We start from the raw sequence: 18,711 nt of genomic DNA on the forward strand, positions 1-18,711 counted from the left end.
AAACCGGTACTCCGTACCGTCGGGCGTCCACACCTTCCAATAACCGTCGTCCTCAGCCCCACCCGCCAGGAACTCCACCCGCCACCCGAAGTCGTCGACCGGCTTCCACACCCCCGCCGTGGTCTTCACGATCTGCGTCGACTGCCCCTGCAACGAGATCGTGATATGCGACGCCCCCGCATCATTCGTCGCCGCCTCCCCGTCCTCACCATCCGGAGACTCCCAACACATCTCCGTCCGATGCGTCCGACACGGCTTGTACGTCCGCTCCACATAACCCGGCGAGTACGACCACCCCAACCCCGCCGGACCCGACTGGTTGTTCGTCCCGTGCGTCATCCCATCCACCACAGACGAGCTGTACGACAACTCCAAGCCCAGGGTCTGCCCGTACGGCAACGGCGGCTCCGGCAACGGATACGAATACGAGAACGACCCCGCGCTCTCCCCCACCTGCCACGACCCCGACGGCTTCAAATCCGTGGCCGTGTACGAACCCGTCGACCCACCCGACGCCGACGACGCCAACGCATACACACCCGTCGACTCGACCGCCGACTCCGGACCGAAACCCTCGAACACACCCGTCCGACTACCGGCCGTCGCGTCGCCACCGACCTCCACCACCGCCGTCAACGTCTCCGCATACGGATCATTGGTAGCCGACACCCACACCGGATCCGCCGAACACTCCGGCACCTCAGGCGTCGTCGCCGCACACCCCGGCAACCGCACCAACGTCAACCGATCCGCGAACGAACCCCCATACGCCTGCGCGAAATCCGCATAGTCGACGACGACCTGCACCGCACCCGCCGCCGCCGAACCATCCGCACGGTCAAGCGCATACAACGGGCCCGCGTTACCCAACGCCACCGACGTCGCCCGATCGAACGACCGCACCCGCACCGACCCGACCTCACCACCGGCCAGGCCACGCCCTGCCACACCCTCACCCTCGGGCGCCTCACCGGCCGGTTCGACCGTCAACCCGAACGCCTGCCGATCCCCGGCATCACCCTGAAGGTCGAGGACCGCCTCACCACCCTCAGGAAACGTGCCCGCCGGAAGGGGATCAGTCACCGTGACCTCGTCATCCGGATCCGGATCCTGCGCCTGCTGCCGCACCGCCACACTCGCCACCGACCGGGAATCACCCGGCTCCAACACCGGCCCCGCCGCAACCGCCGGCCCACGCAACTGCACCACCGGCAACAACCCCAGCAACACCGCGACCGCCAAGGCTCCCGCCCTGACCCTCCCCCGCGCACCGAAACGGTCAAACGCAGTGCCCCCACGGCCGCCAGCAAGCATCACAACGCCCCCCGTCGATCCAAGAAAATTGATCGACACGCTAGACACCCCATCGACGCCTACACAAGAGCATGATCGGCAACCGTCCAACAAGGACGGTCACCAACCGCACTCATCAGGCGCGCCATCCGACCACACCTGCCGCCGAGTACCGCCACAAAGCACCCAACAGGGGCCCAGTTCTCCGCCAGCCAAGCCAACACCTTCACGCAACGCGATCTTCAGAAAATTCTCAGCAAGAAGGGGTTACGGTCGGAGGCAGCCTCCGACCTACTACGCAGGCCATCTGCAATCAGGAGTATGCGACAGAACGCCCATAGGCTGACGAGCAGCTCGCCGTGACCTCAAGGCCTGTCGGCCAGAACAACGCGGTGCCCGAAGCTCACGCGACCTCTTGCCAGACACCCGCCGGAACCAGTCTCGATCCGGACCAAGCCAGAGCCATGATGATCTTCCCTGATGTGTGCGGCGTGTGCTCTCCAGCCGGTACCACCCTGGGTCAACCCGTACCAATCTGGGTCACCGCGGCCCACCGCCGGTCGCAAACCGGGGTTGATGTGATCGGGCGGTGGTCATGGGCTGCGGGAACAGGGTTTCCGACGACGTAGGTGAACGTGGGCCACTCCCTGCCACCCCAGGTGAACCCCCAGGTCGCTAGACTAGGCCCTCGCGCCCTCGTAGCTCAGGGGATAGAGCATCGGTTTCCTAAACCGTGTGTCGCAGGTTCGAATCCTGCCGGGGGCACCAGCTCACAGCCATGATCGCCGATCACTGATCCGCCTTCTGGGCGCTGGAATCTGGGGCACCGTGGCTGCCCATCGGGTCGGGGATGACCTGGCACGCCTGAGCGATCTCTCCTTCGCGGACAAGTCCGTCGATCGCTTCGATCATCGCGGTGACGCCTGGCCGGGGCGTGATGACCAGGTCCGTGGACCAGAAGTACCTTCCGCCAGCGGCTTCCCCGGTCTGTGTCCACCGGCGGAGTACGGCATCGATCGCTTGGAGGGTCATGACGGTCGCGTAGTAGGTGGGGCCTCCGGTGACGGTCACGTAGATGTCTTGGTCCTGAAGTTGCTCCAGGTCACTGCTCGGGTCGGCGGGAAAGCGTGCAACGAACCGCTCGCGTTCGACGACAAGGAAGGGTCCGTCTTGGGCGATTTCCATGGTGAGCCTCGCTCGGTGCATCGATGTGGCAGAAGCCAGTTCGATCCTCGCAATGAAGAGGGCATCCATGCCATCCACGTGCCAGTAGCCCGTACACCCGGCGGTCATCAGCGGGCACGAACGGTCCCCACCGTCCTGCCGCTGGCCTGCCCCAACAGGTCGTTGTCGGCCGTGATCTTCGATCTTACGAACTGAAGGTGCGAGCGCAATCGGCTTGGTCCCGCCGTGCCCGTTACATGCCCGTTGGGATGCACAGTTCGCGGCCTCCGAGATTCCCGATGCCGCTCAGGGCCGGTCAGGTGCCGAGCGCATTAGAGCGCGGCGATGCTCGAGGTACCCGCGTTCGGCGGGGTCGTGGGTGAGGGCGATGGCGCTGTCGTACGCGGCGGCGGCCTCGGCGTGGCGGCCGAGCCGTTCGAGCAGGTGGGCCCGGGCGGCCTTGGCGGGCTGGAACCGTCGGGCCCGGTCGTCCGTCGGGTTCAGCAGTGCGTCGAGTCGGGTCAGCCCGGCTGCCGGGCCCTCGACTTCGGCGGTGGCGACCGCGAGGGCGACGGCACCGCCGAGGGACGGTGCGAGCGTGTGGAGCGCGCGGTGCAGGTCCAGCAGGGCCGGCCAGTCGGTGGTGCCGGTGTGTCTTCGGGCGCAGTGCACCGCTTGGACTGCGGCTTCGAGTTGGAAGCGTCCGAGGTGTCGGCGGGCGTGGGCGGTGCGTAGGTGCTGGTGTGCCCGGTGGATCAGGCGTTCGTTCCAGCGGGTCGGGTCCTGCTCGGCCAGCGGCACGAATCGTCCGTGTTCGTCGAGGCGGGCGGGTAGGCGTGCGGCCGAGAGCTGGACGAGGGCGGCCAGCCCGTGCGCCTCGGGGTCGTCGGGGACCAGCGTGGTGAGTACCTCGGCGAGGTGCAGCGCCTCGGTGGGCACCGGGCGGGCCTGCGGGCCGGTCGTCGCCCAGTCGATGACGTACGCCCCGTAGATGGCCTCGAGGACCGCGGCCATCCGGCCCGGCAGGTCGCTGCGGTCGGGGATGCGGAACGGGATGCCGGTGGCCTTGATGCGTCGCTTCGCGCGTACCAGGCGGGTCGCCATCGTCGAGGTGGGTGTGGAGAAGGCTCGGCCGACCTGCTCGGCGGTGAAGCCGAGCACGGTGTTGAGCATCAGGGGGGTGTGTGCGGTGCGTTCGATCGCCGGGTGCGCGCAGACGAGCATCAGTTCCAGTCGCCGGTCGGGGATGGCGTCGAGGTCGAGCGCGTCGAGGTGTACGGGGGCGTCCCGCTCGACGTCGAGCGGGACGTTGCGCTGCCACTGTGCCGACTTCCAGTGGTCCCGGAGCCGGTTACGCGCGACGGTCAGCAGCCATCCGGTGGGGTTGTCCGGCACGCCCTGGTCGGGCCAGCTGCGCAGGGCCCGCTCGAACGCGTCGGCCAGGGCGTCCTCGGCCCAGACGATGTCGCTTGTGGAGGTGGACAGCAGGGCGAGCAGCCGACCGTAACTGTCGCGCGCCGCGACAGCTGCGGCCGCCCGCCCCTCGTCGCTGGTGGTCAACTCGTCCAGGATCCGTCGACGAACGCCGTCGCGGTGGGCCGTACCTCGATGACGCCCCACTGCGCGGCCGGGCACTTCTCCGCCCAGCCGATGGCGGCGTCGAGGTCGGGTACGTCGAGGAGGAACACCCCGGCCAGGGCCTCCCTGGTCTCGGCGAAGGGCCCGTCCTGCACCCGCAGGTTGCCGTCTCTGCGGGTGACGGTGGTCGTGGCGGCGGCGGGTTGCAGGATGTCGGCCGCCAGGAGGACCCCGGCGGCGCTCAGCGCCCGGCCGTACGCGTCGAATGCGGTTTTCGCCTCCGCGATGACCTCGTCGGTGAGTTCGCCCTCGCCCGGCTCGGGGTAGTGGATCATCAGTGCGTAGCGCATCGGCTTCTCCTCCGCTCTCGGTGCGGTGCCGCCTCGGCACCGGCACGGAGATGACGATCGGCGCGGGCCGGAATCGTCAGGCCTGCGGCTCAATCATCTGTCGGAGACCCCGCGCAGCGGTCGATTCTGCGCTGCTCATCGTTCGCGGGTCGTGACCTGGTGGGCGCGCCGGGCCTGTCCGATCAGACCGAGGTGGGTGTGTTCGAAACCCTCGGTGGTCTTGAGTCCGTAGCCGAGGGCGCGGTCGAGGGCGACGTGGAACACCCAGGCGACGGCGAGGATGCCGAGCCAGTCGATCGGTTCGCCGGCCGCCGCGGCGGCCACCGCCACCGCGCCGAGCAGGGCCGGCAGGGTGTACGAGTGCACCAGGTTGTAGCAGGCGGCGCCGAGGTGCGGACCGCGCAGGTAGCCGAGCATGGAGAGGTCGAAGAGGAGGAACAGGGCGAGCAGCCACCACCACGCGTACCCGACGGCGAGGGTGACGACGACGGCGAGGACGGCGACGGCAGCGGACTCGATGCGCTGTGTCGTGACCGGTTTCATCTCCGGTACCCCTCTCGTCGTCTGCCGGGTCGGGCGGCAGTCTGAATCTACGCCGACCTGGCGTTCGACGAGCGTGGCCCCCGCGCGCGGGTGGGCCGGCGACCTGGCGTCGCCGGCCCACTCACGTGTGCTGGTTACCGCACTCGCAACTGCTGGTGGACTGCGGCGGTGGGGGCGTAGGTCGGGTCACCGGAGTAGGCGACGTGGACCGGGTATCCCCCGGCCGGCAGGCCGCTGGTCGGCAGGTCGACCACGGCCGAGCCGTTGGTCAGCGCCACCAGTTGGGTGGTGCCGCCGAAGGTCACGGCGATCTCACCGGTCACCGTCGGCGCCTTCTTGTGCTGGTTCTGGGCCCGCAGGTCGACGCTGAGCGTGAAGGTGCCGCCCCGGACGATTGATGCGGGCGCGGCCTTCGCCTTGACCACGACGCGGGTCGTGCCCGGCGCGGTCAGGCTGACCGTGGCCGAGCCGGACTTGGTCGGGTCGACCACGGACGTCGCCACGACGGTGAGCGTCGACGCGGTCTCGTTCGCGGCCACCGAGAGCAGACCGTCGGCGGAGATGGTCGTTGCCGCCGAGGCGGCGCCCTCGACCGACCAGGTCACCGCCGGGCTGACGCCCTCGTTGGTGCTCACGTCGGCGGTGAACTGCGTGCGCCAGTTCCAGCCCTTGGTCAGCTCCTCGGTCGCGGGCGACACCGACACCGAGTCGACGCCGGTCCAGAGGTGGTCCCGGGCGAAGATGGTGAACAGTTGGCTCGCGGTCATGCCGTCGTGCGCGCCGGGGACCTGGGTCGTCGCGGCGCGGTAGCCCCGGGCCCGGAAGTTGTTCGCGATGGTGTTCTGGGCGTTCAGGTTGCCCTCGAAGACCCCGTTGCCGAGGAACACGAACAGGTCGTCGTCGCCGACCGCGGCGGCGACGTTGTCGTAGTCCTGCGCGGTCAGCGACGGGTTGCCGGAGAAGTGCCCGTAGAAGGCGAAGGTGGTCGGGTAGCCCCGGATGACGTGCGCACCGGTCATCCCGCCGTACGAGAATCCGGCGTACGCGCGGCCTTCGCGCTCGGTCGAGACGTGGTAGCGCTCCTCGATGAACGGGAGGATCGTCTGGACCAGGTTGTTGGCGGCGTTGGTCTGGTTGTACGAGGCGAAGCCGAGGCTGGTGCCGGTGAAGTGGTTGCCCATGGTGACCACGACCGTCGGCTCGATCTCACCCTTGGCCGTCATGTTGTCCAGGATGTTGGGGACGTTCGCGGGGACCATGAAGTCGGTCTCGTCGCCGAAGATGCCGTGCGCGAGGTAGGCGACCTTGTACGGCTCGGGGCGGTTGGCGTCGTAGCCGGCCGGCAGGTAGACGCCGAGGTAGTGGCCGCTGTCGCCGAGGATCGTGGTGTACGGGACGTACTGGACGGTGCCCCGGTGTGCGGGGTCGGCCGCGGGCAGTTCGTATTCCGCGCGCTCCTTGAGCACGGGGTCGTTCTGCTTGTCGGCGTACGGCACGTAGACGGCGTCGAGCACGTCGTTGTTCCGGACCCGGAACGATGACTGGCCCGGGGGACGTGGGTTCGTCGAGGCGGGATCCCAGATGCGCTTGTTCTCCCAGCCCTGGGTCGGGTCCCAGACGCGGTACCAGTAGCTGAGGCTGCCCGCGTGCAGGGGCACCGAGACCGACCAGTTTCCGTCGGCGTCCCTGGTCATGTCCCGCAGGAACTCGGTACCGCCGGCGTGGTACCGGCCGGTCTGCCACGCTTCCGGCTGGTAGCGCGTGTTGCCGGTGCTGACGTCGAGCAGCGTCAGGTCTCCGGCGAGGCGGACCTGGGTGGCGTGCGGATTGCGGTAGACGAAGTCGACTGTGTATCCGGTCGGGGAACCGTTGTCCGCCCGTACGGTGGCACCCTCCACTGTGGTGGGTGTGGCGGCGGCAGCCGGCGCGGAGACGACCGCGCCGACACCGAGTGACATGAACGCGAGCATGGTGATCGCCCGTCTGACCGGGCCCCTTCCGATCGCTCTCTTCATCTGAGCACGCTCCCTTGCAGTCTCGTTGGCGGCTTGTCGGTGTGGTGTCCGGTCAGGGCGATGAGCCCGGCTGCCTTCTGCCGGGAACCCGCCGTGCGCTAAATCGAATTAGCAGGCCACAGTGTGGCGGCGCACACGTTTCGATGTCAAGGGTTGCGGGCTCCGCGGGCCGTCGATCGCTCCTGCTCACGGCCTCGACGGGACCACACAGCAGGCAGCCACCACCCAACTCCACAGTGGAGCTGATCGGCGCGAACGGTCAGGCGATCGCGTTGGCGGACAACGCGTGCAGGTCGCAGCCGGCGAGCGCATCCGGCTGGGGAACGTGCGCGAGGTCGGGTTCGGCGAGCCCGAGTCGCCCGTACGCGGTGTGCAACGCCGCCACCACGGCGCCCAGCGCACCGGAGAGGTCCCCGAGTTCGGCGCTCTGCACGGCCGCCGCGGTGACCGGCACGATCTCCCGCAGCCGACCCCCCAGCCGGCCGAGGTCGGGCTTGAGCGCGTGGGAGATGCCGCCACCGAGGACGATCACCTCGGGCTCGTAGGCCACCACCGCAGCGGTGAGGATGATCAGCAACGCCTGCTCGACGTACTGCTTGACCGGCACCAGGCGAGAGTCGGTGGAGCGGAACACGTCGGCCGGATTGTCGAACGGCAGGCCGAGATCACGGGCGCGGGCGAGGATGCCGGGCCCGCTGATGATCTGTTCGAGCGAGGTGCCCAGCGGACCGGCCGGCAGGTGTCCGAACTCGCCGACCATGCCGCTACGGCCACGGAACAGCCGCCGGTCGATGGCGACACCGGCACCGAGCCCGGCGCCGATGGTGAACATCACCGCGGTCTGCGCGTTGCGGGCGGCACCGAAGCGCAGCTCGCCGAGGAGCGCGTAGTTGGAGTCGTTGTCCACCTCGACCCCGGTGGACAGACGTTTCTCCAGCAACCGCAGGAACTCCGGGTCCTCCACCTGGGGAAGGTTCGGCGCGTTGGACACCGCGCGGTCGTGTTCGCGGACCGCACCGGGCAGCCCCACCGCCACGCAGTCGAGCCGGTCCAGGTTGTCGCCGACGGTCTGCCGGATCAGGTCGGCGAGCCACTGGGCCAGCCGGGGGGCGTCGTACTGGGCCGGCGTGGGGACGGTCCGGCTCACCAGCGGCGTGGCGGCCAGATCGGCCACCACCATCCGGACGTTTGATCCGCCGACGTCGACTCCGCAGACGACGCCGCGTCCGGCGGCGATCGCCACCCGCGTCGCGCGCCGGCCCCGGGTCGCGGTCGGGGTGCCGTCCGTCTCGACAAGCAGTCCCTCGTCGAGCAGTTGCTCGACGATGCGCGAGACGGTGGCCGGGGAAAGGTCTGTCTCCTGACCGATGGCCGTGCGGGTGACCGGCCCGTGCGTCAGGACGTGGGCGAGCACGGTCGAGCGGTTGGCGCGCCGCGGTGCTCGGGCTTCCACGTCCACCTCCACCTATTTTTTTTCCACCCGAATGCTAAGGGCCGCGCCGATGGTAGGCAACAACCAATATCCGAGCCTCCTGGCGTACCGACACCACCGAGAGTGATCGCCTCTGAGCGTTGGACCACCCTCGGGCCGCCCGCGCGAGGCGGTGCGAGGTAGCCGAAATGCGGATCGTACGGGTCGAAGCTAGTGCTAGGGATCTCCGACCAGGACTCTTGACGGAGTGTGACGATCGCGATAATACTTTCAGTCTGAACGGAAATAGAGGTCGCCGGCCCCCATCGGTACCCCCGGGGCTGCGGCGCGTGCCCCCGTCACGTGCCGCGCCGGTCGCGTCGGAACCCCGTGTCAGTCCGGCACCACCCGGTCCCGGACCCCCGTTGCTGGAGGTAAGAGCAATGAAACTCAGCCGTAGACGTGGGGCCGCCCTGGGCGCGCTCTGCGCCCTGGCGCTCATGGTCGGCGCCTGCTCGAACGAGACGTCCGGCGGCAACGGCGGCGCGTCGAGCGGCCCCCGTACCGAACCGAGCCTGTCGTTCGTGGGCCCCGGCGGGGAGACCCCGACCGCCGCCGACCAGCTCTCGCTCACCCCCGAGGAGCGGCAGAAGGTCAAGGACGGCAACTACTCGGCCGCCTTCGTCTGGCACGAGGGCTCCGCGCTGACCCAGGCGGTGGAGTCCGGGGTCCGCAAGGAGTTCGACGAACTCGGCATCAAGGTGCTGGCCAGCACCAGCGCCGAGTTCGACCCGGCCCGGCAGGCCAACAACGTGCAGACCGTCCTGGCCCTCAAGCCGGACCTGATCGTCACCATCGCGGTCGACCCGACCGCCGCGGCGGCGGCCTTCAAGCCCGCCGTGGACGCCGGCGTCAAGCTGGTCGTGATGACCACCCCGCCGAAGGACTTCAAGGCCGGGGAGCAGATCGTCGGGATCGTCACCGTCGACCTGACCGCGTTCGGTAAGGCCAACGCGGAACTGCTCGGCAAGGCCCTCGGCGGCAAGGGCAAGGTCGGCTACGTCTACCACGACGCCGACTTCTGGTTCACCAACCAGCGGGACAAGGCGTTCAAGGACTGGCTCGGCTACCTCTACCCGGACATCGAGATCGTCGAGGAGACCGGCTTCTCCGACCCGGCGCGTACCGAGGACATCGCCACCGCGATGCTGACCCGCCACGCCGACCTCAACGGCGTCTACGTCGCCTGGGCCACCGCCGCGGAGGGCGTGCTCGCCGCGACCCGGCAGCAGGGTCGTACCGACGTCAAGATCGTCACCAATGACCTGGAGGCGAACCTCGCCGCCGACCTGGTCAAGGGCGGCAACGTCGTCGGCGTCATCGGCAACGGCTCCACCCGGCTCGGCCAGAACCTGGGCATCGTCGCCGCCTACGGGCTGCTCGGCAAGCAGGCGCCGGAGCTGGTCGTGAGCGCGCCGATGGCAGCCACCAAGGAGAACATCGCCGAGGCCTGGCGCGACGACTACGGCCAGGAGCCGCCGGCCGAGGTGCTCGGCAACTGACCGCAGATGACGTGAGGTCCGGGGCCTTTTCTGGCGGACGGCCCCGGACCTCACCCCGGCCGCGCGACACGGCAGCCCTCGACCGTGACGCCGGTGCGTCGATCGGCAAGGAGAAGATCAGATGGGGTACGTCCAGACAGTCCTCGGGCCGGTGCCACCCGAGTCGCTCGGCCGGGTGCTGAGTCACGAGCACCTCGGCGCGCTGGTGCCCGGTCCATGGCTGGCCGGCGGTGCCGGTGACGACCGCGCGGACCTCGCCGTCGACGCCGTACGCGGCCTGCCGGAGCTGGGCTTCGGCACGGTGGTGGACCTGTCCCCGTACGAGGTGGTGGGTCATGACGTGACCCTGCTCCGCGAGGTGGCGCAGCGTACCGGGCTGCACATCGTGGCCGGATCGGCGATCTACCTGGAGCCGTACTCGCCGAGCTGGGCGTTGACCGCCGGCGTGGACGAGATGCGGGAGCGGTTCATCGCCGACGCCACCATCGGCGTGGGAGACACCGGCATCAAGGTCGGCATCTTCGGGGAGCAGGCCACCGGGCTCAACGAGATCACCCCGCACGAGGAGAAGTGCCTGCGGGCCGCCGCCCGCGCCCACGTGGCCACCGGGCTGGCGGTGAACACCCACACCACCCACGGCACGATGGCGTTGGAGCAGGTCGAGATCCTCCGCGAGGAGAAGGCCGACCTCTCCCGGATCGTCATCGGCCACCTGGACATCAACCCGGACCCCGACTACCTGCGGGCGGTCCTGGCGACCGGCGTCAACATCGCCTTCGACACGATCGGCAAGCAGTTCTGGGACTTCGTCCTGGCGCCACTGCCGGAGAACCCGCCGGAGGGCGAGTTCGCCAAGCGGGCGTACCACCGGCCGGACCGGGCCCGACTGGAGATGCTCGCCGGACTGGTCCGGGACGGGTACGCCGACCGGATCCTGCTCTCGATGGACCTGACCGGGGCCGAGGCGTACCTGAACCCGCGCACCCACGGCCGCCTCGGTTACTCGTACCTCGGTCAGGAGATCGTGCCGGGGCTCGCCCGGCTCGGTGTGCCGCCGGAGGCGATCGACCAGATGCTGGTGGCCAACCCGGCCCGACTGCTGACGGTCGGCTGATGGCCGGGCACCCGCACACATCGTCCGCTCCGGCCGGGTACGTCACCGGGGTCGACCTCGGTGGCACGAAGGTCCTGGCCGCGCTCGCCGATCTCACCGGCCACATCGTGGCCGAGGACGTGCTGGCCACCGACCCCCGTGGCGGAACCGCGGTCGCAGCCCAGATCGACACCCTGCTGCGCGAGTTGGCCAGGCGGGGCGGCGTCGACTGGTCGCAGGTACGGGCCACCGCTGTCGGTCTGCCCGGCGCACCGGACCCGGAGACCGGCACCGTGGGCCTGTCCCCCAACGTCTCCGAACTCGGCGCCTTCGACGTGCGCACCGAACTGACCCGCCGCCTGGGACACCCGGTGGTGCTGGACAACGACGTCAACATGGCAGCCGCCGGGGAACGGTGGCTCGGCAGCGGACGTACCCATCGGCACTTCGTGTTCGTGGCGGTCGGCACCGGCATCGGCATGGGCATCGTGCTGGACGGCGAGTTGGTCCGCGGCGCCCGTGGCGCGGCGGGGGAAATCTCCTACCTGCCGCTGGGCACCGATCCGTTCGACCCGGCGAACCAGATCCGGGGCGCGCTGGAGGAGGCGGTGGCCGGTTCCGCGCTCGCCGCCCGGTACCGGACGGCCACCGGCGAGCAGGTCGGCGTGCCGGTGATCTTCGATCGCGCGGCGGCCGGCGATCAGGCCGCCCGGGCCGCCATCGACGAGGAGGCCCGCCTCATCGCCCTGGCCATCGCCGCTGTCACCGCCGTACTCGACCCGGAGGCGGTCGTACTCGGCGGCGGCATCGGTGCCCGGGTCGAGCTGGTCGAGCCGGTCCGGCGGTGGGTCGCCGCGCTGAGCGCGGACGTGCCGCTGATCAAGACCAGCCAACTCGGCGACCGGGCCGGCCTGCTCGGCGCGATCGCGGTCGCCCGGCAGCAGGCCGGAGCCCATCCCGGCCTGCCGGCCCACCCCGATCCAGCGGCGTCGCCCGTCACGGCCGAGCTTCGCCGGAACACCTCTTTCGAGTCAGCGGAGGGACGATAGATGACCCAGACCCAGACGGCGGTCAAGGCCAGCAGCAGACCGGCCTGGCGCAGGGTCAACTGGCGCGACTACGTCGTCTACATCGGCTTCGTCGTCGTGTTCCTGTTCTTCGCCATCACCCAGGGCAGCAACGGCTTCCTGACCACAAGCAACCTCACGAACATCGTCATCCAGACCGCGCCGATCACCGTGATGGCGATCGGGTTGGTCTTCGTCCTGGCAGCCGGTGAGATCGACCTGTCGATCGGCTCGGTCGTCGCGCTCTCCGCGCTGGTCGGCGCGGTGACGTTGCGGGAGACCGACAACATGCTGCTCGGCGCGGCTGCCGGGTTGGCCGCCGGCGCGGCGGTCGGCCTGGTCAACGGGCTCTTCGTCACCCTCGTACGGCTGCCTTCCTTCCTGGTCACCCTCGCCACCATGGGGGCGGTGGCCGGCCTGGCCCGCGAGGTCACCGGCCTGCAGTCGGTGCCGGTCAGCAACGACGCGTTCCTGTCCCTGTTCGGCCAGGGCGAGGTCTTCGGCATCCCCAACCTGGTGCTCTGGTCGGTGGCCGCGACGGTCATCGGTTACCTCGTGCTGCGTCAGACCCGGTACGGGGCACACACCCTCGCCATCGGCGACAACGTGGCCGCGGCCCGGGTCAGCGGCATCAAGGTGATCCGCGTCAAGATCATGGTGCTGATGGGCAGCGCGATGTGCGCCGCCATCGCCGGACTGCTGTACGCGGGCCGCCTCCAGGGCGCCCGGTACACCCTCGGCGAGGCCGACCTGATGTCCGTCATCGCCGCGGTGATCGTCGGCGGTACCAGCCTGTTCGGCGGCAAGGGCTCCATCGTCGGTGCCCTGCTGGGCAGCCTGCTGATGGGCATGCTCAACAACGGCCTGATCCTGGCCGGGCTCTCCGTCTCCCAGCAGATGATGGCGCGCGGCGCGATCATCCTCGTCGCCGTCTCCCTGTCGCTGCGCGAGCGGCGCAGCTGACCAGGAAGGAAGCACACGCATGTTTCTCGATCTGCTTCGACGCCGCAACCCGGCCTTCCTGGCCGCCGCGGCGGACCTGCACCGCAACGGTGACCTGCCGGCCAACTGCTACGCGCTGGACCTGGACACCGTCGCCGCCAACGCCACGGCCATCCGGCGCGAGGCCGACCGGCACGGCCTGTCCGTCTACGCCATGACCAAGCAGGTCGGGCGCAATCCCGACTTCTGCCGGACGATCCGCGCCGCGGGAATCACCGAGGCGGTCGGTGTCGACCTGCAGTGCGCGCTGGCCGACTGGCACGGTGGGCTCGGCATCGGCCACATCGGCCACCTGGTGCAGATCCCCCGGCACGAGGCAGCCACCGCCGCCGCGCTCGCCCCGGCCTACTGGACCGTCTTCAACGACACCAAGGCCGCCGAAGCGGCCGCCGCGAGTGCCGCGGCCGGCCGGGAGCAGGCGCTGCTCGCCCGGATCATGGCCCCGGGCGACCGCTTCTACCGCGGGCACGAGGGCGGCTTTGCGGCCGAGGAGATCGTCGCGGTCGCCGACCGGCTCGACGCCCTGCCCGGCGCACGGTTCGCGGGTGTCACCAGCTTCCCGACCCAACTGTTCGACTCGGCCTCCGGACGCGTCGTGCCGACACCCAACCTCGACACCCTGCGCCAGGCCGCCGCCGCGCTTCGTGCGGCCGGACGTGGGCAGATCGAGATCAACGCCCCCGGTACGACGTCCGTCGCGGTGCTGGGCATGCTCGCCGAGGCCGGCGCGACGCAGGTCGAGCCCGGTCACGGGCTGACCGGCACCACGCCCTGGCACGCCGTCACCGACCTGGTCGAGGAACCGGCCGTGCTCTACGTCAGCGAGGTCTCGCACCTGTGGGGCGGTCGGGCCTACGTCTTCGGCGGAGGGCTCTACGTCGACCCGGTGCTCGGTCTGGGCGACACCCGCGCCCTGATCGTGCCCGCCGGCGGCGGACTCGACGACGCGTACCTGGTCGACGTGGAGATGCCCGCGCCGGAGGCGATCGACTACTACGCGATGGCCGATGTCAGCGACGCACCGGCGGTCGCGCCCGGCGACACCGTCCTGTTCGGGTTCCGGCCGCAGGCGTTCGTCACCCGGGCCCTGACCGCGGGCGTGACAGGCGTCCGGTCCGGTGCCCCGGCCGTCCCCGGCATCTGGGCCGCCGACGGTTCGACGCCGCTCCGGTTGGACGACCTCGACACCCGCACCCACGCCGTTGGCAGCACCGGGAGGGCATCATGAGCGCGGCAACCCAGAACGCCGGCACGACCGGCAGCGCGACCGGTACGAACGCGCCGCCGCTGCAACTGCGCGGGATCCGCAAGCAGTTCGGCGGGGTCGTCGCGATCGAGCGCTTCGACCTGGAACTGGCCGCCGGGGAGATCACCGCGCTGGTCGGCGACAACGGCGCGGGTAAGTCCACCCTCGTGAAGATCATCTCCGGGGTGTACCAGCCGACCGAGGGTGAACTGCGGATGCACGGCCGCCCGGTCTCCTTCCGGGACGCCTCCGACGCCCGACGGCAGGGCGTCGAGGTGGTCTACCAGGACCTGGCGCTGGCCGACTCGCAGCCGGTCTACATGAACATGTTCCTCGGCCGGGAACTGACCCGTGGCCCGCTGCGGCTGCTCGACCGACGCCGGATGGCCCGGGAGACCCAGGCCCTGGTGGACGCCCTGGACGTCCGCATTCCCAGCGCCAAGGCGATCATCCGCGATCTCTCCGGTGGGCAGCGGCAGGCGGTGGCGATCTGCCGCGCCACCCACTGGGCCAGCGGACTGGTGCTGATGGACGAGCCGACCGCCGCGCTGGGCGTGGCGGAGACCGCCAAGGTGGAGGAGTTGATCCTCAAGCTGCGGGAGCGTGGTGCCGCCGTCCTGGTGGTCAGCCACAACCTCGATCAGGTGTTCCGGATCGCCGACCGGGTCGCGGTGCTGCGCCGTGGCCGCCAGGTCGGGGTCAGGTCCATCGAGGACACCAGCCGCAACGAGATCGTCTCGATGATCACCGGCGCGTCGGCACCGGACGAGTCGTCCTCGTCCTAGGGCACAAACGCTCGTCCTTGGGCCCGAACGCCCGCTCTGAGCCCGAACGCCGGAACGCCGGGCCCCCGCGTGGGGGCCCGGCGTCCGTCGGGACGTTCAGCCGGCAGCTGCGGCCTGCCGGGCGAGCGTCCGAGCATCCTCCACCCGCCGACGGCGCCAGCCGCGCCACAGGTTGCGGCCCCACATCGCCAGTCCGCCACCGTTGAGCAGCGCGGCCAGCACCGCGACCGTGGCGAAGTCGGCCGACGAGAAGCGGGTCGGCTCACCCATTGCCAGCAGCACGAACTGCTCCAGGTAGACCCACAGCATGGGCAGGATGGTGAAGATCAGGGCGACCAGCCCGAAGACCCGACCGAACACCCACACCGCCGCGTACGCCCGGATCTTGCGCATTTCGCGGCGCGGAATGCCGGCCTGCGAGATCACCTTGTGCCGACGGAAGGTCAGCCGCTTGATCCCGTTGGACAGGAACCGCTCGGTGTCCGACATCAGGTTGCGACAGTTCAGCGCGGTCGCGATCACGTAGTAGACGTCGGTGCGCAGGTAGAAGAAGAACTGGAAGCCGATGCGCACCAGGAAGGTGAGCAGTGCCGCGCTGGCGAGCAGACTCGCCCAGTTCGGTACGTCGATGAGGTTGCGTCGGGTGGCGAAAAGGAATGCGACGAGCAGGGAGCCGAAGAACGCGTCGACGAAGAAACCGGCGAGGAATGCCTTGTACCGCGCGCGCTTGGAGGCCATCCAGATGCCGCTGATATCCGTCTGCGCGACCAGGACGTACATGAGGTTGCTGATACCGAGAGTCGCCGACACACCCACCGAGCGGGCCGCCAGTGCGTGCGCGAGTTCGTGCAACGACAGCCCGATCATCGCCAGCGTCACGCTGACCACGGTGAGGATCGCGAAGTTCCCGCCTTCGAACAGCAGCACCCGCGGGCCCGGAATCAGACCCGGCTCGGCGATCACCAGCGCCACGGCGGTGAGGATGACCGCGAGGCCGGGCAGGATCACGGCGGGACCGGTGAGCCGGCGCGCGGTGGCCGGCGGGATCCAGTCGAAGCTCCACCGCTTGACCGTGCGGTGCGCGTGCTGGTGGGCCGGTTCGGTGGCGGCTTCCGGCTCGCCGCCTCGGGTGACGAAACCCTCGTCGGCCAGTACGGCGACGAAGTCCTCGACGTCCACAGGCTCGCCGTGCTTGCGCTCGTAGATGCGGGCGGTCTCGGCGATGGTCCGACCCTCGGCGAGCGCGTTCAGGATGTCCAGCCCCTCGGCCGGAATGGCGAGATAGACCTTGCGGTCGGTGTCGCCGATGATGACGTCCGAGCCGTCGACTGTCGAGACGAACGGGCGGACGGTGACGACGGACTCAGCCGTGTTGACGGCCATGGGGCGATTCCCTTCCACTTCCGCGTGCGAACGGCGCTCGGCGGGGACCGGAGCGATCACTCACACCGATCCCCGCCGATCATGAACCCTTGTGTCAGGCGATCGCGGGCACGCAGTCCGCGTTGGCGCTGGTCTTGATCGGCTCCAGCTTGCGAACGACAAGCTTCTTCATACTGACCTCCCTCAGAAGTGGGGTTCCTTGAGAGGCATCCTCTACTGTTGCCGGCTCTGCGGTCTGCTCACTAATGAGCAGTCAATGTGTTTGTGTGGAAACCCATGAGGAAAGGCGCTCCTCGTGCACGGTCAGATGCGATCGAGGGGTGAACTCGACCAATTCCAGTTCACGGAACCGTTTCAGGAACTGACCGATCCGGGTACGCGTGGTGCCGACCATCTCGGACAGGTCCTCCTGGGTGAAGGCGATGTCCACGCGGGTGCCGTCCGGACCGCGCAGACCGAAGCGCTCGGCCAGGTCCAGCAGCCGGTACGCCAGACGCAGCTCGCTCGGCAACGTCACCATCTCCGTCACCACCTGCTGCTGATGGCGCAGTCGGTTGCCGAGGTGACGGGCGAGGATGTCGCCTGAGCCTTCGGCGGCCAGCACGGCGGCGGCCCGTGCTGCCGGGATGCGCAGCAGCACCGTCCGGGTCAACGCGATCGCCGATTCCAGCCGCCCCTGTCCGAGCAGGGCGATCTCGCCGAACATGTCACCCATCACGTGCACCGAGAGCAGGCAGCGTTTGCCGCTCGCGGCCACCATCTGCGTTTTGACCTGTCCACGCTCCACCACGTAGACGTGGTCGTCGCGTGTTCCGCACCGATAGACATGGCTGTTACGGGAGACCTCGATCAGCGAGGTCCCGGGCACCCGTCCCGCCAGCGCCCGGAAATCCGGGATGTGGAGCCTCGACAGGGATTTGGCTTGCGTCACGTCGGCCTACCTTCCGCGCGGGCAGAGCACTCGTTGAGGAAACCACATCCCCGCCGCAGACACTAGAGAAGGCTCACAAATACCCGTAAAGACGAGGAAGCAGTCGGCCAGGTGTCGTACCCCGCGGTCGCCGGGCAGCTGGGCTGCTCCCGGCTCTGGTCAGGGTGGTTGCGCCTTGTGGAGGACCGGCGGGATGGCGTAAGAAGACTTGCGGATACGTCCACATACGATCACTGGAGCGTCGCCGATGCGGCTGGGCATGCCCCTCAACTATCGCGCCGGCATCGTCGACATCGCCGACGAGCTGGTCGACTTCGAACAGGCCGGCCTGGACCTGGTGCTGGTGGCCGAGCTGTACACGTTCGACGCCGTCAGCCAGTTGGGCTTCATCGCCGGGCGGACCCGGCGGTTGGGCATCGCCTCCGGGGTGATGCAGCTGTACACGCGTACCCCGACGCTTATCGCCACCACCGCCGCCGGGCTCGACCACGTCTCGTCGGGGCGGTTCACGCTCGGCCTCGGCGCCTCCGGCCCGCAGGTCATCGAGGGGTTCCACGGCGTACCGTTCGATGCGCCGCTGGCCCGTACCCGCGAGGTGATCGAGGTCTGCCGGCGGGTGTGGCGCCGGGAGAAGCTGGTCCACCAGGGCACCCACTACCGCATTCCGCTGCCCGAAGGGCAGGGCACCGGCCTGGGGCGCCCACTCAAGCTGATCAACAAGCCGGTCCGGGAACGGATCCCGATCACCCTCGCCGCCATCGGACCACGCAACGTCGAACTGGCCGCGGAGTTGGCGGAGGGCTGGCAGCCGGCCTTCTTCCATCCCGAGCGGTCCGCCGCGGTGTGGGGCGAGAGCCTGGCCCGTGGCGCCCAGCGGCGGGACCCCTCGCTCGGGCCGCTGGACGTGAGCGTCAACGCCCTGTTGGCGATCGGCGACGACGTCACCGGGCTGCGCCGGCTGGCCCGGCAGGAGTTGGCGCTCTACCTCGGTGGCATGGGCGCGGTGGGCGCCAACTTCTACAACACCCTCGCCCAGCGGTACGGGTTCGGCGAGGCCGCCCGCACCGTGCAGGAGTTGTACCTGGCCGGGCGTCGGGACGCGGCGGCCGAGGCGGTGCCCGAGGAACTGGTGGAGGGCACCTGCCTGATCGGGCCCGCGTCCTGGGTGGCCGAGCGGCTGGCCGCGTACCGGGAGGCGGGGGTGACCACCCTCAACGTGACTCCGCTGGCCCGCGCGCACCGGGACCGGCTGCGACTCGTCGAACAGCTGCGCGACCTGCTCGACTGA

15 protein-coding genes, 1 tRNA gene and 1 pseudogene are annotated in these 18,711 nt (G+C 69.6%); 8 read left to right on the forward strand and 9 right to left on the reverse strand.

The genetic code is table 11. The features are described from left to right. Nucleotides 1-1,353 (reverse strand): annotated as a pseudogene (locus tag Vgi01_RS24075) (hypothetical protein); the annotation flags it as partial. A gap of 632 nt (nt 1,354-1,985) precedes the next feature. Here Vgi01_RS24075 and Vgi01_RS24080 point away from each other — a divergent pair. Then, nucleotides 1,986-2,061 (forward strand) — tRNA-Arg (locus Vgi01_RS24080). Nucleotides 2,062-2,082: 21 nt separating this feature from the next. Here Vgi01_RS24080 and Vgi01_RS24085 read toward each other — a convergent pair. The 6 genes from Vgi01_RS24085 to Vgi01_RS24110 form a co-directional block, all read right to left on the reverse strand. Further along, entirely contained in the window at nt 2,083-2,547 is a 465-nt protein-coding gene (locus Vgi01_RS24085; protein ID WP_146017457.1) for a hypothetical protein, read from the reverse strand. A gap of 216 nt (nt 2,548-2,763) precedes the next feature. Next, a complete protein-coding gene (locus tag Vgi01_RS24090) occupies nt 2,764-4,017 on the reverse strand; it encodes an RNA polymerase sigma factor (protein WP_204292536.1) in 1,254 nt (417 codons plus the stop codon). Then, nucleotides 4,014-4,385, reverse strand: coding sequence for a YciI family protein (locus Vgi01_RS24095; protein ID WP_102656849.1), 372 nt, complete (start codon nt 4,383-4,385; stop codon nt 4,014-4,016). The genes Vgi01_RS24090 and Vgi01_RS24095 overlap by 4 nt, the downstream gene beginning before the upstream one ends. Before the next feature lie 135 nt (nt 4,386-4,520). Then, complete coding sequence (locus Vgi01_RS24100; RefSeq protein WP_204292538.1) at nt 4,521-4,928, reverse strand: DUF4260 family protein; 408 nt, start codon at nt 4,926-4,928, stop codon at nt 4,521-4,523. Between the two features lie 134 nt (nt 4,929-5,062). Continuing rightward, complete coding sequence (locus Vgi01_RS24105; protein WP_204292540.1) at nt 5,063-6,886, reverse strand: alpha/beta hydrolase-fold protein; 1,824 nt, start codon at nt 6,884-6,886, stop codon at nt 5,063-5,065. A gap of 316 nt (nt 6,887-7,202) precedes the next feature. Next, complete coding sequence (locus Vgi01_RS24110) at nt 7,203-8,396, reverse strand: ROK family transcriptional regulator (protein WP_102656868.1); 1,194 nt, start codon at nt 8,394-8,396, stop codon at nt 7,203-7,205. Between the two features lie 401 nt (nt 8,397-8,797). Between Vgi01_RS24110 and Vgi01_RS24115 the strand changes: the two genes are divergently transcribed. The 6 genes from Vgi01_RS24115 to Vgi01_RS24140 all read left to right on the forward strand — a co-directional run bounded on the left by Vgi01_RS24115 (nt 8,798) and on the right by Vgi01_RS24140 (nt 15,109). After that, nucleotides 8,798-9,916, forward strand: a complete 1,119-nt coding sequence (locus Vgi01_RS24115; RefSeq protein WP_013731250.1) for a substrate-binding domain-containing protein — start codon at nt 8,798-8,800, stop codon at nt 9,914-9,916. A 121-nt stretch (nt 9,917-10,037) separates the two neighbouring features. After that, a complete protein-coding gene (locus Vgi01_RS24120) occupies nt 10,038-11,030 on the forward strand; it encodes a phosphotriesterase family protein (RefSeq protein WP_102656846.1) in 993 nt (330 codons plus the stop codon). Next, complete coding sequence (locus Vgi01_RS24125) at nt 11,030-12,058, forward strand: ROK family protein (RefSeq protein ID WP_102656845.1); 1,029 nt, start codon at nt 11,030-11,032, stop codon at nt 12,056-12,058. Before Vgi01_RS24120 ends, Vgi01_RS24125 begins: the two co-directional genes overlap by 1 nt. Next, entirely contained in the window at nt 12,059-13,039 is a 981-nt protein-coding gene (locus Vgi01_RS24130) for an ABC transporter permease (protein WP_102656844.1), read from the forward strand. Nucleotides 13,040-13,058: 19 nt separating this feature from the next. After that, nucleotides 13,059-14,306, forward strand: a complete 1,248-nt coding sequence (locus Vgi01_RS24135) for an alanine racemase (protein ID WP_204292542.1) — start codon at nt 13,059-13,061, stop codon at nt 14,304-14,306. Continuing rightward, nucleotides 14,303-15,109: an ATP-binding cassette domain-containing protein gene (locus Vgi01_RS24140; RefSeq protein WP_102656842.1), complete on the forward strand. Its 807-nt coding sequence runs from the start codon at nt 14,303-14,305 to the stop codon at nt 15,107-15,109. Before Vgi01_RS24135 ends, Vgi01_RS24140 begins: the two co-directional genes overlap by 4 nt. Nucleotides 15,110-15,205: 96 nt before the next feature. Here Vgi01_RS24140 and Vgi01_RS24145 read toward each other — a convergent pair whose 3' ends face one another. Together Vgi01_RS24145 and Vgi01_RS24150 are read right to left on the reverse strand one after the other, a co-directional pair. Next, nucleotides 15,206-16,492 (reverse strand): hypothetical protein, encoded by a 1,287-nt coding sequence (locus tag Vgi01_RS24145; protein ID WP_102656841.1) that lies wholly within the window; start codon nt 16,490-16,492, stop codon nt 15,206-15,208. A gap of 253 nt (nt 16,493-16,745) precedes the next feature. Further along, nucleotides 16,746-17,423, reverse strand: a complete 678-nt coding sequence (locus tag Vgi01_RS24150; protein WP_102656840.1) for a Crp/Fnr family transcriptional regulator — start codon at nt 17,421-17,423, stop codon at nt 16,746-16,748. 247 nt (nt 17,424-17,670) lie between these two features. Between Vgi01_RS24150 and Vgi01_RS24155 the strand changes: the two genes are divergently transcribed. Continuing rightward, nucleotides 17,671-18,711: an LLM class F420-dependent oxidoreductase gene (locus Vgi01_RS24155; protein WP_204292543.1), complete on the forward strand. Its 1,041-nt coding sequence runs from the start codon at nt 17,671-17,673 to the stop codon at nt 18,709-18,711.

Source organism: Micromonospora gifhornensis, from assembly GCF_016863515.1.
In the GTDB taxonomy this organism is placed as follows: Bacteria; Actinomycetota; Actinomycetes; order Mycobacteriales; family Micromonosporaceae; genus Micromonospora; species Micromonospora gifhornensis.